At 67.3% G+C, this 14,305-nt stretch carries 13 protein-coding genes; 7 read left to right on the top strand and 6 right to left on the bottom strand.

The genetic code is table 11. From position 1 onward, the window contains the following. Positions 1–22: 22 nt before the first annotated feature. The 5 genes from ACE5C1_RS14315 to xseA all read right to left on the bottom strand — a co-directional run bounded on the left by ACE5C1_RS14315 (position 23) and on the right by xseA (position 5,730). Complete coding sequence (locus ACE5C1_RS14315) at positions 23–3,088, bottom strand: carboxypeptidase regulatory-like domain-containing protein (RefSeq protein ID WP_374944745.1); 3,066 nt, start codon at positions 3,086–3,088, stop codon at positions 23–25. 202 nt (positions 3,089–3,290) lie between these two features. Further along, the gene (locus ACE5C1_RS14310) at positions 3,291–3,416 is read right to left on the bottom strand and encodes a hypothetical protein (RefSeq protein WP_374944744.1); all 126 of its coding nucleotides are present in this window, start codon (positions 3,414–3,416) and stop codon (positions 3,291–3,293) included. Continuing rightward, positions 3,413–3,631, bottom strand: coding sequence for a hypothetical protein (locus ACE5C1_RS14305; protein ID WP_374944743.1), 219 nt, complete (start codon positions 3,629–3,631; stop codon positions 3,413–3,415). The genes ACE5C1_RS14310 and ACE5C1_RS14305 overlap by 4 nt, the downstream gene beginning before the upstream one ends. 489 nt (positions 3,632–4,120) lie before the next feature. Next, positions 4,121–4,321: a DUF2093 domain-containing protein gene (locus tag ACE5C1_RS14300; protein WP_374944742.1), complete on the bottom strand. Its 201-nt coding sequence runs from the start codon at positions 4,319–4,321 to the stop codon at positions 4,121–4,123. 17 nt (positions 4,322–4,338) lie between these two features. Next, positions 4,339–5,730 (bottom strand): exodeoxyribonuclease VII large subunit, encoded by a 1,392-nt coding sequence (xseA, locus tag ACE5C1_RS14295; protein WP_374944741.1) that lies wholly within the window; start codon positions 5,728–5,730, stop codon positions 4,339–4,341. On the opposite strand from xseA, the gene purD reads away from it, so the two are divergent. The 4 genes from purD to ACE5C1_RS14275 all read left to right on the top strand — a co-directional run bounded on the left by purD (position 5,729) and on the right by ACE5C1_RS14275 (position 11,118). After that, positions 5,729–6,994: a phosphoribosylamine--glycine ligase gene (purD, locus tag ACE5C1_RS14290; protein ID WP_374944740.1), complete on the top strand. Its 1,266-nt coding sequence runs from the start codon at positions 5,729–5,731 to the stop codon at positions 6,992–6,994. The genes xseA and purD overlap by 2 nt on opposite strands. Before the next feature lie 9 nt (positions 6,995–7,003). Further along, complete coding sequence (locus ACE5C1_RS14285) at positions 7,004–7,606, top strand: hypothetical protein (protein ID WP_374944739.1); 603 nt, start codon at positions 7,004–7,006, stop codon at positions 7,604–7,606. Between the two features lie 72 nt (positions 7,607–7,678). After that, entirely contained in the window at positions 7,679–10,165 is a 2,487-nt protein-coding gene (locus ACE5C1_RS14280; protein ID WP_374944738.1) for a circularly permuted type 2 ATP-grasp protein, read from the top strand. A gap of 71 nt (positions 10,166–10,236) precedes the next feature. Then, positions 10,237–11,118, top strand: a complete 882-nt coding sequence (locus ACE5C1_RS14275) for a transglutaminase N-terminal domain-containing protein (RefSeq protein WP_374944750.1) — start codon at positions 10,237–10,239, stop codon at positions 11,116–11,118. A gap of 144 nt (positions 11,119–11,262) precedes the next feature. On the opposite strand, the gene ACE5C1_RS14270 is transcribed toward ACE5C1_RS14275, so the two are convergent. Continuing rightward, positions 11,263–11,487, bottom strand: a complete 225-nt coding sequence (locus ACE5C1_RS14270) for a hypothetical protein (protein ID WP_374944737.1) — start codon at positions 11,485–11,487, stop codon at positions 11,263–11,265. Positions 11,488–11,594: 107 nt separating this feature from the next. Between ACE5C1_RS14270 and ACE5C1_RS14265 the strand changes: the two genes are divergently transcribed. The 3 genes from ACE5C1_RS14265 to fabI are packed head-to-tail and all read left to right on the top strand — an operon-like array spanning position 11,595 to position 14,305. Continuing rightward, the gene (locus tag ACE5C1_RS14265; protein ID WP_374944736.1) at positions 11,595–12,530 is read left to right on the top strand and encodes a DnaJ C-terminal domain-containing protein; all 936 of its coding nucleotides are present in this window, start codon (positions 11,595–11,597) and stop codon (positions 12,528–12,530) included. Positions 12,531–12,536: 6 nt separating this feature from the next. Beyond that, positions 12,537–13,487 (top strand): YihY/virulence factor BrkB family protein, encoded by a 951-nt coding sequence (locus tag ACE5C1_RS14260; protein WP_374944735.1) that lies wholly within the window; start codon positions 12,537–12,539, stop codon positions 13,485–13,487. A gap of 14 nt (positions 13,488–13,501) precedes the next feature. Beyond that, complete coding sequence (gene fabI / locus ACE5C1_RS14255) at positions 13,502–14,305, top strand: enoyl-ACP reductase FabI (protein WP_374944734.1); 804 nt, start codon at positions 13,502–13,504, stop codon at positions 14,303–14,305.

Here is a 14,305-nt window from a genome sequence, read left to right as displayed (position 1 = left end):
CACGATCGCATTGGCGTTTCGCCTAGAAGCGAAGCTGGAACTGCACGCGTGCGGAGCGCGGCGCCTGATAGCCGGTCGGTGCGCGATAGTCGCTGCGCACCGAACCATCGTCGTTGGTACCGAACTCGTTCGCGTCGCTGACCGACTTCGAATTGAAGACGTTGAACACATCGAACCGGACGAGTCCTGTAAAGCCGACCGACGTCGGGAGCGTGATCGCGGCAGTCAGATCGATCGTCTTGCTCCAATCGGTCTTGAACCCCGTACCGCGGCGCACCTGAACGATCGGGTTTGCCGCCGCAATTTCGCCATTCGCCAATGGGCAATAGCGCGATGCCGCGCCATAAGCCGCGTTGATCGTGTTGCCTAGCGGCGAGAAGTTGCGCGGCAGCCAGCCGAAGCAGCCGAAGCTGCGCGGCGACTGGACATCGACGTTAGCACCGAAATTCAGCCAATCGAACACCTGATAGCTACCATAGAGCTTGAAGTTGTGCCGCCGGTCATTGGGCAGGTAGCCGTACGATCCCAGCGTCAGCTCTGGCTGATCGAAGTCCTGGGTCAGGCCGGCATCGGTCTGGCCGTTATCCGACGTGACCGACCCTTCGTAGTTACCGACCGTCTTCGAAAAAGTGTACGATCCGGCCAGGCTCCAGGTGCCGTCGAACGTCCGATCGAATTTCGCCGTGATCGCGCGATACTCGCGTTTCGCCTTCGGGTATCCAAGATTGGTCAGCGTCACCGTCGGCGTAGTGCCGTCGGGCAGCGTCAACTGCGTCGTAATATCGGAACCCGGGTTATTCAGGACATATTGCGCGAAGCCATAATAAATCTTTGCGCAAGCACGGGCGGTAAACCCTTTCGATGCGCAATAAACGCGCGCCGCGCCGTCAACCGCCGAGTCCTCCAGCGCCCGGTTGAGCTTGGAAATGGTGCCGTATACGCCCACCGTTATCCGGCTGCCGATCCGCCGCTCGAAACCGAGGATGTACTCGTCAGCCGATTGCGACTTCAGGTTCGACGCAACCGTGCTTGCGGTCTCCTTGGTCGTACCGTTCGAGGTGACCGTGCAGTTGTCGACCGCGCCGTAGAGCGGATCGGGCCGCAGGCAGTCGCCCACGCCCAGCAGCGGCGCGCCCAGTATAGGCTGACCGTTCGCCCCGAGGCCGTTGAACTCGTAATAGGAGTTCACATCGTATTCGGCACCGCCGAGACGGATGTTGGTGTTCGCCGCGATCGGCAAGAAGAGCCGCGAGAACGAGCCATAGACCTTGGTACGGCCGTCGCCGATCGGATCGAACGTTGCACCGAGACGCGGACCCCATTGGTTGCCCGACTTATAAAAGGTGACATCGTCGATGTTGTTGTTCTGGAACCGATCGTTGCGGACGCCGAGTTGCAGCGTCAGCCGATCCGCGAACAGCGTCCAGCTATCCTGGAGATAGAAGGCCTCGTTCTTGATGTGGAACGTGCCGCCGGTCTCAAACTTGCGTGCCTGGACGCAATCGACACCGGTAATGCATAGGTCGCTGTCGGCGCCGAAAATCTGGTAGCCGTAGCCGCCGGTATAGCGCGTGTCGCCCGTTGTTGTCAGATTCTCCCGGTCATAACCGAAGCGGAAGTGATGACGCCCTAGCAGATTCACGTAAACGTCGGCGTCGGCGCGATAGAACTCACGCTTGTCCTTGTTGGTGTTGATCACCTGGGTCGGATTGGAACCGGGCACCAGGAACGGATCGCCACGATCGTCCTCGACATAGGCTATGTTCGGAATTGACGAAATCGTGTTGTCGCGATCCCGGCTCTGGCCATAAGCCCCCGAAAGCGTGAACCAGCTCGTGAAGCTGCCGGTATAGCGAGCGACGAAATTGTCACCACCAAAACCCAGACGATCGGACGAGATGAAATCTCCCAGCTGATTGGTGTCCGAGTTATAGTTGAAAGTCCGATCGTTCTCCGTACCCTTGGTGCGGAAATAGGTGAATTCCAGCCTCTGCCCATCGGTAATGATCGCGTCGACCTTGCCCGCGAAGAACGGGCTGGTCGTGCGTGTGGTCAGATAGGTCGGATTGCGAGCGTTGGTGCCGCCGTCGCCGGTCCGCACGTCGCGCGACTCATACAGGCCATAAAAGAACAGATGGTCCTTGATGATCGGACCCGACAGATAGAAGTCGCTCTGCAGATTGTAGTCGCTGTCGTTGTCGTTGTCGTTGGTCAGCGTGTTCTTCGCCTTGCTGTAGAAGGAGTTCGGCTGGTAGCTGACGATCGTGCCGGCATGGAAGGTGTTCGATCCCGACTTGGTCGTGGCGTTGACGAAGCCACCGGTGCTGCGCCCGAACTCGGCGGGATAGCCGCCGTCCTTGACCTCGACCGTGTCGTAGAATTCGAACGGCACGCGGTTGGCGCCGAGCAGCGTGCGGAAGTTGGTGACGTTCAGCCCATTGATGAAATACTGGTTCTCGCCGACGGACGCACCGCCGACCGACGGCAGATCGCCGAACGCTGAGTCGCCGCGCGCGGTGCCGGGGGTCAACTGGACGATCGAGTTCAGCGTACGCCCCGTGGGCACGCGGTTCGAAATGTCGCTTACGTTGATGACGCCGCCGGTCGTGGTCTGCTCGAAATCGGCGACCTGCGTGCGCGACCCGGTCACCACGATGTCGCCACCCGCGCTCGTGTCCGAGGCCGGAGCGGACGCGTCGGCGACCGGTGCGAGCGTGAAGGCGTTGCCCGATGCGCTCTGGCTGAGCGACACGTTCGCATCGGTAAACGCCTGATATCCGTCGGCCGTGATGGTGAAGGTATACGAACCGATCGGCAGCTGCGGAATGCGGTAGGAACCGTCCGCGCCCGTGGTCGCACGGCGGCTGAAGCCTTGTGCGTTCGATCGCACTTCGACCGTTGCGCCAGCCACGGCACCGCCGTCGGCTCGCTGCACACGCCCGGATGCGGTGACGTTCTGGAAATCCTGTGCCGCCGCCGGAGCGGCGATCATCGTCGTGGCGCCGACCCCGGCGCCGAGTAGCGCGAGTGCCTGAAGCGCGGTGGTGGTACGCAGCATGCGCTGCCGCGGGTTGGTGAAGATCATCATGTGACGCAAACCCTTTTGTTGACGGGGTCGCCGGTTGGCCGGCCGATCCGCGATACCGCTGCCGTCGTGTTCCCGACGGTTACGAATGACGTCAATTTTGCCGAGCGGAGTATGACTGTAAAGCTGTCATTTCCAAATCAAGCCCACTTCACTGCCGTCTGTGGCATTTGCGTCACATCGGCAAACCGGCGCTTATGGTTCGTCAACGGGCGATCGGCAGCGCAACCGAAAGCGGATCGAGCTTGGCGCCCTGCCATTGCAGGCTCCAGTGGAGGTGCGGACCGGTCGCGCGGTCTTGCCCGCAGCGCAGATAACCTGCCCCTGTCAACCGCCGTCGCCTACCCTCACGCTGATCCGCGACAGGTGCAGGAAGGCGCTGTTCAGCCCCATGCCGTTATCGAGCATCAGCAAATTGCCCTCCAGCGTGAAGGGACGACCGATCGCGAGGATCAGAAGGCCGTGCGCGGCGCGAGCACCTGGGCGCCGGTCGGCACCGCGATGTCGGTGCCGGACGATAGCTGCCGGGCTTGCCCTGATACACACGCTGCGCTCCGAACTGCCCGGAAATGCGCCCGGTCGCGGGCCAACGCAGCGGCTGGCGCCAGCCTTGCGGATCGATGGAAAGCGCGTGCGGTGGCGTTGACGGCGAGTTCGGCGCGGCACACGGCATCGCTCTTGCCAGTACGATACGGCGTATCGCGCGCTCGATCCGCCAAGCGCGCGATACGACCGTCAGCGAGACAATCTCCGCACCGAAGGCGTAGTGCTGGTCAAGTTGCGCCTGCCGCCCGCCGCCGCGGTCGAAGCCGATCAGGAAGCTGCCGTCGGCAGCGATCGGCACCGCGAGGCGGTCCAAGGTCAGCGCGGTTGCGCCGGGCGACACCTGCCCGCGCACGAGCCCGCCCTCAGTTGGCACGCCGATCAAATCGTGGCGGCAAGGGTTTGATTGCAACGATCGGCGCCAGAGCGACTTCGACCGTCTGCGGCGCAGGCGCGACGCAACCGATGACCAGCACTCCCGCCGGCAATCCCTCACCGTGGGCTGAGCGCCTCGCTGGCGATGGCGGCGGAGGCGAAGGCGGACTGGGCCGCGGGGCTCCAGTAGCGCAGGTCCTCCAGCGCGATCCGGGCGCCCGATACCGCGCAGATCACGTGGTCGCCGGGGGTGAGGACACGAAAGCCGTTGGCCATGTAATGGAGCCGTGCGGGGCGATTGGAATTGGACATCAACATCGGGACGGGAGCTCGGGTCAGAGGAGCGTGGGCTGCTCGGCTGGGCCGCGGTCATAGGCGCGTGGCGTGGCACGCTCAACCCGTACGTCGAGCGTGCCGTCGGCAAAGCGCAGCGTCAGCGCGGCCGCGCTGCGTGCCGCATCGGCGTTCGACAGCGTGGCACCGCCGACGCGTGCGGTGACGCGGGCATAGCCGCGCTCCAGCACCCGGTCGGAATTGAGCGATCCCGCGAGCCGCCACGCCGCGTCGAGGCGCGCGCGGTCTCGCTCCAGGCCGCGAAGCAGGATCGCGGGCCTGAGCGCTCCGCTTGCACGATCTAGCGTCCCACGGGCGATCGTCGCGCGGCGCTCCAGTCCCCGGTCGAGCCGCGCGCCCGCCTCATCGGCGCGCTGACGCTGGGGGCCGAGCAGCGCGTCGCGTTTGGGCATCACGCGCACCAGCGCCTCCAGCCGCTCGCGCCCGCGCTCGACGTAGCGGCGGGCGCAGCGTTCGGTGCGGGTGGCCTGGGCCGCGATGGTCAGGCGCAGGTCGGCGAGCACCGGCACCGCGATCTCCGCCGCCGCAGTAGGGGTGGGCGCGCGCAAATCGGCGGCGAAATCGCACAGGGTGGTGTCGGTCTCGTGTCCCACCGCGGAAATGACGGGAATGGAGCAGCCGGCGACCGCGCGAACGACGGCCTCCTCGTTGAACGCCCACAGATCCTCGGTCGAGCCGCCGCCGCGCGCGACAATGACCAGGTCGGGTCGCGGTACCGGGCCGTCCTGCGGCAGGGCGTCGAACCCGCGCACCGCAGCTGCGATCTCCGCGGCGGCACCATCGCCCTGGACCTTGACCGGCCAGACGACGACATGGGTCGGACAACGGTCTTCCAGCCGATGGAGAATGTCGCGGATCACCGCCCCGGTCGGCGAGGTGACGACGCCGATGACCCGCGGCAGGAACGGCAGCCGCTGCTTGGCGGCGGCGTCGAACAGCCCCTCCCCGCTGAGTTTCGCCTTCAATTTGTCGAGCAGCGCCATCAGCGCGCCCGCGCCCGCCAGCTCCATGCGGTCGATGACGATCTGGTATTTGGAGCGGCCGGGATAGGTCGTCAGCCTGCCCGTCGCGATCACCTCAATGCCGTCCTGCGGCGCAAAGGCGAGCGCACCCGCCTGCCCCTTCCAGATCACGCCGTCGATCACCGCGGCGTCATCCTTGAGGCATAGGTAGGCGTGGCCCGAGGCGACTCGCTTGTAGCCCGAAATCTCGCCGCGCAGCCGGACGTGGCCGAACTCGCCCTCCACCATCCGCTTCAGGCGCCCCGCGACCTCGCTCACCGACTGCGCGGGTGCGTTGTCGCCGGGGACGACCTCGGCTACCAGCCGCGCACTGTCGTCGTAGGCCGCCAGTTTGTCGAAGGGGCTTGGCATGAACGTCCTGCTGATCGGTGGGGGTGGGCGCGAGCATGCGCTGGCGTGGAAGCTGGCGCAGTCGCCCGCCCTCGATACGCTCTATGCCGCGCCGGGCAACCCCGGCATCGCCGCGCATGCGACCTGCGTGGCGCTGGATGCGACGGATCACGCCGCGGTGGTTGCGTTCGCGCAGGCTCGTGTGGTGCGCCTCGTGGTGATCGGGCCGGAGGCGCCGCTGGTCGACGGCCTCGCCGATGCGCTGCGCGACGCCGGCATCGCGGTCTTCGGGCCCAGCGCCGCGGCGGCACAGCTGGAGGGCTCGAAGGGCTTTACCAAGGATCTGTGCGCTCGACACGGCATACCGACCGCGGGCTATGTCCGCTGCACCGATGCCGCCACGGCGCATGCGGCGCTACGCGGGACCTTCGGCCTGCCGGTGGTCGTCAAAGCGGACGGGCTGGCGGCGGGCAAGGGGGTGGTGGTCGCGTTCGACCGTGAGACCGCGGACACCGCTATCGATGCGATGTTCGCCGAGCCGGGTGCCGAGGTGGTGATCGAGGAGTTTCTCGAAGGCGAGGAGGTCAGCCTGTTCGTACTCACCGATGGCGAGTCGGTCGTGCCCTTCGGATCGGCGCAGGACCACAAGCGGGTGGGCGATGGCGACACCGGCGCGAACACCGGCGGCATGGGCGCCTACAGCCCGGCGAGCGTGCTGACCCCCGAGCTGGAGGCGCGCGCGATGGCCGAGATCGTGATACCCACAGTAGCGGCACTGCGCGAGGCAGAGACGCCGTTCTCGGGCGTACTCTATGCCGGGCTGATGCTGACGCCCCGCGGGCCGCAGTTGATCGAATACAATGCGCGGTTCGGCGATCCGGAAGCCCAAGTGCTGATGGCGCGCTTCGCGGGCGACCTTCTGTACACGCTGCTGAGCGTTGCCGAGGGTCAGCTGGCTTCGCTGACGCCGCCCGCATTCGCCCCCGACGTGGCGCTCGCCGTTGTCATGGCGGCACGCGGCTACCCCGGCGCGGTCGAGACCGGCGGCCGAGTCGCAGGAATCGACGCCGCCGAAGCAACCGGCGCGATCGTCTTCCAGGCAGGCACCCGCGCGAGCGGCGATGGACTGGTCGCAAGCGGCGGACGGGTACTCGCGATCACCGCAACCGGTGCCGACATCGGTGCAGCCCAGGCGAACGCCTATCGCGCGGTCGCGCAGATCGATTTTCCGCAAGGCTTCTGCCGCCGCGACATCGGCTGGCGCGAGGTGGCGCGGTTGGGCTAAGGTCTTCGGATGACAGACGGAACCGACACGATCACGTGGATTCACATCGCCCTGCTGATCCTGCTCGCGGTGGCGGTGATCGTTGCGATCGCCTGGGGCGTGAAGCTCAGCCGCGCACGAAAGCAGGGGCAGAAGGAGTTCGGGGCGCATGCCGAGGAAGCGGGCGTTCCGATCGCCGACGCCGATCATCCTGCGCCGCCCGCTCCAGCGGCGCTAGCGCCATCGCCGCCGCCGTTATCGGATCAACCCGACGCCGGCACCCCGCCCGTAGCACGGCCGCTCGCCGATGAGCCGATCGCGGCTGCGGTCGATCCCGACGGCACCCCCGCGACTCTGGCCGCGGACGCCGCCAATGACACGGCTTCATCCCCCGCTGACGGACCGGTGACCCAATTGAAGGGGCTCGGGCCCAAGGTCGCGGCGCGGCTCGGCGAACTCGGCATCGACCGGGTCGGCCAGATCGCCGCGCTCGACGATGCGGGTGTTGCCGCGCTCGACGCGCAAATGGGGCCGTTCGCCGGGCGGATCGTCCGGGATCGGTGGGTGGAACAGGCCCGATTGCTCACGAACGGCGACCGCGGAGGTTTCGAGCGCGTTTTCGGCAAGCTCTGAGGCGTTCCCGCCTTGCAACGCAGCGTCGAAGTGTAGACCTTGCACCCGCGACGTGACCGAGGAACGCGAGTGATGGCGACCCAGACCGGGCCGGACACGGCGCCCCTGTTCGACGCGTCGACCCATGCGCGCCGCTGGATGGCCGATTATTGCGCGCGGCGGTCATCGGGCGACGTGCTGTGCGACAGCGGCGATCCGGCGTGGACCGCGATGTTCGAGGAACTGGCCGCGGTCGCCTCCGACGATCTCGCGCATGCCCGCGAACGCGTCCAGCGCCACGCCGCCGATATCGGCACCGGCTTTCGCATCGTCGGCGAGGCGGACGAGCGGCCCTGGCCCGTTTCCCCGGTACCGCTCCTGATCGAGGCCGAAGAATGGGCCGGAATCGCGCGCGGTATCGTCCAGCGCGCCGAACTGATGGAGACGGTGATCGCCGACCTCTACGGCGAGGCGAGGCTGGTCGCGCGCGGCCTGCTCCCCGCTGCGCTGGTCGCGGGCAGCCCGCTGTTCCTGCGGCCGATGGTCGGGCTGGAGCCGCCGGGCGGGCGCCACCTGCAATTCATCGCGGTCGACCTTGGGCGTGGGCCGACCGGCGAGTGGCGGGTGCTGGCCGACCATCTGCGCGCGCCCGCGGGGGCGGGCTATGCGCTGGAGAACCGTCTCGCGCTCGGCCGCACGCTGGGGGGCTTGCAGGCGCGGCTCAACGTCCAGCGTCACGCGCCGTTCTTCGCCGCGATGCGGGCTGGTCTCGCGTCCATGTGCCGGCGCACCGATCCGCGGATCGGCCTGCTCACCCCGGGCCGGTTCAACCCGAGCTACCCCGAACAGGCGCATATCGCGCGCTACCTGGGTCTGCTGCTGGTCGAGGGTGCCGATCTCGCCGCGCTGGAGGACAAGGTCTATGTCCGCACGATCGCCGGGCTGAAGCGGGTCGATGCCTTGTGGCGGCGCGTGGATCCGCGGATGATCGATCCGCTGGCGTTCGATTCACATTCGCAGATCGGCGTACCCGGGCTGATCGACGCCTATGCCGCGGGCAATGTCGTCATCGCCAACGCGCCGGGATCGGGCGTGCTCGAAGCGCCCGCCTTTTCCGCCTTCCTGCCGATGCTCGCCAAGCGGCTGCTCGGCGAGGACCTGCGCCTGCCCAATATCGCCACCTGGTGGTGCGGCCAGCCGTCCGAGCGCGCGCGGGTCGAGGAGGAGTTCGAATCGATGATCGTCGGCCCGGCGTTCGCTGCCGCACCGCTGGGGCTTCCGGGCGGGGTCGCGGTGCCCGGCGCCGATCTCTCCGCGCCGCTGCGCCGCCGCCTGCTCGACGACATGACTCGCCGGCCACAGGATTATGTCGGCCAGGAGATCGTGCGGCTGTCGACGATGCCGGTGGTCAGCGGCGACGCGCTGGTTGCGCGGCCCTTCACCCTGCGCGTCTTCGCGGCGCGCGCCGCCGATGGCACGTGGACGGTGCTGCCCGGCGGCTTCGCGCGGATCGGCGAGCATGCGGACGCCCGCGCTGCGGTGATGGGCGAAGGAACCTGGTCGGCGGATGTTTGCGTTCACGGCCCCGATGCGGTCGCGGCGGTGTCGCTGCTGCCCGCGACCGACAGCCTGGCGGTGCGCCGCAATCCCGGCACCCTGCCAAGCCGGGTCGCCGACAATTTCTACTGGCTCGGGCGTTATCTCGAACGCGGAGAGGCCTTGTTGAGCGCCATTCGCGTGATGCTCGGCAATTCGATCGACGTTGACGGCGGCGCGGCGATGGCGAACGACACGGTCGGGCGGCTCGTCGGGCTCATCACCGGTGCGGGCGCGGCGCCGCACCCCCCGTCGCTGCGCCGCGCCGACCTGACAGCACTTGCGCGCACCGCGATGGAGGACGAGGCGTGGCAATCGGTCGCCAGCATCAACCGCCATGCCCGCCACATCGGCGACGGATCGCGCGACCGGCTGTCGGCGGACCTGACGCGGCTGCTCGACGCGCCCTTCCCGCGCCATCCCGGCATGCTCGACCGCGCGGGCTCGCTCCAGCGGCGCTATGCCGCGATCCTCGGCCTGTCCGCCGAACATATGGTGCGTACCGCGTCGTGGCGCTTCCTCGACCTCGGCCGCCGCATCGAGCGCGCAATGGGGATCGCCCGCACCGTCAGGGTGTTCGGCATGCCGGGCGCGTCCGCGGACGACCTGTCGACCCTGCTCGACCTTGCCAACAGCCAGATCAGCTACCGTCAGCGCTATCCCACCGGCATCGCGCGCGTGCCCGTCGTCGATCTGGTCGCGCTCGATCCCGGCAACCCTCGCGCGCTGGCGTTCCAGATGGAGCGCATCGTCGAGCATCTCGCGCTGCTTCCGGTGCTCGCGGACGACGGCATGGCCGAGGCGCAGCAGGCGCAGGCGACCGCGCTCGCCGCGCGCGTGGCGACCGCCAACGCAGCCGCACTCGACCCCGATCTGCTCGGCGATGTCGAACGGCGGCTCGGCACCTTGTCCGACGCGATAGCGCGCCGATATTTCCTGCAAGGCGCCGAACCCTTGCGCGCACCGGGATTGACGCTGGCATGACCCCCGAAATCGATCTGGAGCCCGACCCGGAGATTGGCCCGGAAACCGGTGAAGTCCCCGACTTTAAGCCGATGGTCTACGACATCCGCCACGTCACCCGCTTCGATTACGGCGCGCAGGTGAAGTTCGCGCGCTGCAATCTCAGGCTGAAACCGATCGACTGGGCGGGGCAGCGGCTGGAATCCTACACGCTCGACGTCGAGCCGGTCGGCCGCACCACCCCCGCGCGCGCCGAGGCGGGGCTTGCCAACGTCACCCGGCTGGTGGTCGATCAGCCGGTACGTACGCTGACCATCGAAAGCCGCGCGCACGTCGTGGTCGATCGGCTGGTGCCGGTGCCCGACGCCTCGGACCCGACGCTTGCCGAGGTCGCCGAAATGGCACGCGGCAGCCGCGACCTGTCGCCGGCCTGCCCCGCGACCTACCTCTATCCCTCGCCGCTGATCCCGCTCGATCGCGACATCGCCGACTATTGCGCCGCCGACCTCGATCCCGGCGCCTCCGCGCTCGAGGCCGGAATCGCGTTGGCACGGCGGATCCAGCGCGAATTCACCTTCGATTCGACCGCGACCCTGGTCGATACGCCGCCGCACGAGGCCTTTCACCGCCGCGTCGGCGTGTGCCAGGATTTCGCGCAGATCATGATTACCGGCCTGCGCGCTGCGGGGCTCCCCGCGGCCTATGCCTCCGGCTACATCCGGACGATTCCGGCGCCCGGCGAAGCGCGGCTGGTCGGCGCCGACGCGACCCATGCCTGGGTGCTGCTGTGGTGCGGGCCGGCCAAGGGCTGGGTCGGCCTCGATCCCACCAACGGCATCTGGATGGCGGGCGACCACATCGTCGTCGCGGTGGGGCGCGATTATGCCGAGATCGCGCCGGTCGACGGCGTCGTGCTGGGCTCCGGCGCGCAGGCGATGGAGGTCAGCGTCGATGTCGCGCCGGTCGATGCATGACGCCGACGACTTGCAATGTTGGATTTTCGTGCGCAGCCCGCACGTTTCCGTTCCGGTCTGGTCCGGCCTGTTCTAGATCGCCCGGCAGATCACGCGCACCCCTGTAGGATGAGACTTTACTGTGACCTTTCGCCAACCGTGCGGCTATTCCGTGGCCGCGTTGGCATTGTCGTCGCCCTTCTCAGGCCCGCTGTAGGATTGTTCGGTCTGGCCGCCGTGACCGAAGAATCCGCCCTTGCCCTTGTCTGGCTTGACGCCGTTGGGATAGGCGCCAGGGCTGTCGCCGTCGCCGTGCGCATTGTTGACGCCGTCGGGCTCCGCTGCGTCGCCGCTGCCGCCGTCAGCCTGCATCGGTTGGGTATCGCTCATGACGTTCTCCTTCGAGAGACGCCAACGCACAACACGCCCAAGCGTTCGATTGCACAACGGGCAGCCTTGCCCCACATAGTCGCCTAACACACCGAACCGGGGACCAGATGGCCGATCCGTATCAGACGTTGGGGGTAGCGCGCGGTGCCGACGAGGCGGCGATCAAGAAGGCGTATCGCAAGCTCGCCAAGGAACTGCATCCCGACCGCAACAAGGACAATCCCAAGGCGTCCGAGCGTTTCAGCCAAGTCACCAACGCCTACGATCTGCTGAACGACAAGGACAAGCGCGCCCGCTTCGACCGCGGCGAGATCGACGGCGACGGCAACCCCGCCGCGCCCTTCGGCTTTGGCGGCGGGCAGCCTGGGGCACGACCGGGTGCAGGCGGGTTTCGTTCGCAGAACTTTGATTTCGGCGGCGCGGGCGGCGAGCAGCCCGACGTCGGCGACATCTTCGAAGGGCTGTTCAACACCGGCGGCAAGGGCGGGTTCAGCGGCGGTTTTGGCCGCCGTCCCCAGCCGAAGGGCGCGAATACGGCCTATCGCTTGGCGGTGCCGTTCGTCGACGCCGCGACGCTGGAGACACAGCGGGTGGTTCTGGCCAACGGCACCACCATCGACCTCAAGCTGCCGCCGGGTGTCGAGAGCGGCACTCAGATGCGGCTGTCGGGCAAAGGCGAGCCGGGTCCCGGTGGTCCCGGCGACGCGATCGTCACGATCGACATCCAGCCGCACCGGCATTTCGTCCGCGACGGCGACGACGTGCGGCTCGACCTGCCGATCACGCTGAGCGAGGCGGTACGCGGCGGCCAGGTCAAGGCGCCGACGGTCGACAAGCCGGTCATGCTGACGATCGCCAAGGGCACCAGCTCGGGCCGCACCCTGCGCCTGAAGGGAAAGGGGTTCGCCAAGAAGGGCGGCGGCCGCGGCGACCAGCTGATCACGCTGATGATCGCGATCCCCGCGAGCGACTCGGACCTCACCGCCTTTGTCGAAGGCTGGGGTGCGAACGAGGGGAACCCGCGGGCGTCGATGGGCGTCTGAGGACGCATGACCGACACCAGCGGGCTGACCCCCGAAGATCGCGCGCATCACCACGGCCGCGCCCGCGAGCGGATCGATCGCGGTCTGGCCAGGGTGCGCCCGGGCAGCGCGGCGTTCGAGGTTGCCAAGCGTTCGGCGCTGGGGGTCTACAACGACGGCTTCATCCACGCCGGTAACCTTGCGTATCTGGCGTTGATGACGCTGTTTCCGTTCTTCATCGTGGCGGCAGCGATCCTGTCGCTGGTCGGGCAGAGCGGCGAGACCCAGCGCACCGTCATGTCGTTCCTGCGGGTGCTTCCCCCCGATGTGTCCGACCTGCTGCGCAAGCCGATTGCGGACGTGATCGCGGCGCGCACCGGCTCGCTGCTGTGGCTGGGCGCGCTCGTCGGGCTGTGGACGGTGGGCGGGTTCATCGAGACGATCCGCGAGATCTTCCACCGCGCCTATGGCTACAAATCGACCGCGCCGTTCTGGAAGTCGCGGCTGGGCTCGTCGTTCGTCATCGTCGCTTCGGTCGTGCTCGCGCTGATGGCGTTCCTCGTTCAGGGCATCCTGACCGCCGCCGAACAGTTCATCTATCGCCTGCTGCCGTTCGCGCAGGATGTTGCCGGCTGGGTCGGGCTGGCGCGGCTGGTGCCCGGTCTGGTGATGTTCGGCGCGCTGTACATGCTGTTCTACGCGGTGACGCCGTCCAAATACCGTTACCGCAAGTGTCGCAAGTGGCCGGGTGCGCTGTTCACTGCCGCCTGGTGGGTGTCGATGACCGCGCTGCTGCCGGTGATCCTCGGCCAGCTCGGCGGCTACGACCTCACCTATGGCAGCTTGGCCGGAGTTGTCGTGATGCTGCTGTTCTTCTACCTGATCGGGCTGGGCCTGGTGTTCGGCGCGCATCTGAACGCGGCACTAGCCGAACCGCCCGAACCGGCTGTAGAGGCTCCCCTTCCGGCGACAGCGTGAAGAGGGTGCCTCAAGTGAACGATCTGATGGCAGGCAAGCGCGGGCTCATCATGGGGCTCGCCAACGACAAGTCGCTGGCTTGGGGTATCGCCAAGAAGCTGTCGGAGGCCGGGGCCGAGCTCGCCTTCAGCTACCAGGGCGAGATGATGGAGAAGCGGGTGCGCCCACTCGCCGAGCAGCTCGGCGTCGCGCGGCTGTACGAGTGCGACGTGTCGAGCATGGACGCGCTCGACGCGACGTTCGCCGCGCTCGCCGCCGATTGGGAGACGATCGACTTCGTCGTCCACGCGATCGGCTTCTCGGACAAGAACGAGCTGCGCGGCGGCTACATCGACACCAGCCTCGACAATTTCCTGATGACCATGAACATCAGCGTCTATTCGTTCGTCGCGGTCGCGCAGCGTGCGGCGAAGATGATGCGCCCGGGCGGCAGCCTGCTGACGCTGAGCTACTACGGCGCCGAAAAGGTCATTCCGCATTACAATGTGATGGGCGTCGCCAAGGCCGCGCTCGAGACCAGCGTCCATTATCTCTCGGTCGATCTCGGGCGGCAGGGTGTCCGCTGCAACGCCATTTCGGCCGGGCCGATCAAGACGCTTGCGGCAAGCGGGATCGGCGACTTCCGCCTGATCCTGAAATGGAACGAACTTAATGCGCCTTTGAAGCGCAACGTCACCATCGACGACGTCGGCGGTGCCGGGCTGTACCTGCTGAGCGACCTGGCGAGCGGGGTGACCGGCGAGATCCACCACGTCGACGCGGGCTATAACGTCATCGGCATGAAGGCGGAGGACGCACCCGACATCGCGCTGGTTTGA

It is taken from the genome of Sphingomonas sp., assembly GCF_964263785.1.
In the GTDB taxonomy this organism is placed as follows: domain Bacteria; phylum Pseudomonadota; class Alphaproteobacteria; order Sphingomonadales; family Sphingomonadaceae; genus Sphingomonas.
Note: the sequence above shows the minus strand (reverse complement) of the source record. Positions and strands in the feature narration are given on the sequence as shown.

Coding starts and splice junctions, on each gene's coding strand:
- ACE5C1_RS14265 (WP_374944736.1), top strand. CDS start 11,595: ATGGCCGATCCGTATCAGACGTTGGGGGTAGCGCGCGGTGCCGACGAG.
- ACE5C1_RS14270 (WP_374944737.1), bottom strand. CDS start 11,487: ATGAGCGATACCCAACCGATGCAGGCTGACGGCGGCAGCGGCGACGCA.
- purD (WP_374944740.1), top strand. CDS start 5,729: ATGAACGTCCTGCTGATCGGTGGGGGTGGGCGCGAGCATGCGCTGGCG.
- ACE5C1_RS14315 (WP_374944745.1), bottom strand. CDS start 3,088: ATGATGATCTTCACCAACCCGCGGCAGCGCATGCTGCGTACCACCACC.
- ACE5C1_RS14275 (WP_374944750.1), top strand. CDS start 10,237: ATGGTCTACGACATCCGCCACGTCACCCGCTTCGATTACGGCGCGCAG.
- ACE5C1_RS14280 (WP_374944738.1), top strand. CDS start 7,679: ATGGCGACCCAGACCGGGCCGGACACGGCGCCCCTGTTCGACGCGTCG.
- ACE5C1_RS14300 (WP_374944742.1), bottom strand. CDS start 4,321: ATGTTGATGTCCAATTCCAATCGCCCCGCACGGCTCCATTACATGGCC.
- xseA (WP_374944741.1), bottom strand. CDS start 5,730: ATGCCAAGCCCCTTCGACAAACTGGCGGCCTACGACGACAGTGCGCGG.
- ACE5C1_RS14260 (WP_374944735.1), top strand. CDS start 12,537: ATGACCGACACCAGCGGGCTGACCCCCGAAGATCGCGCGCATCACCAC.
- ACE5C1_RS14285 (WP_374944739.1), top strand. CDS start 7,004: ATGACAGACGGAACCGACACGATCACGTGGATTCACATCGCCCTGCTG.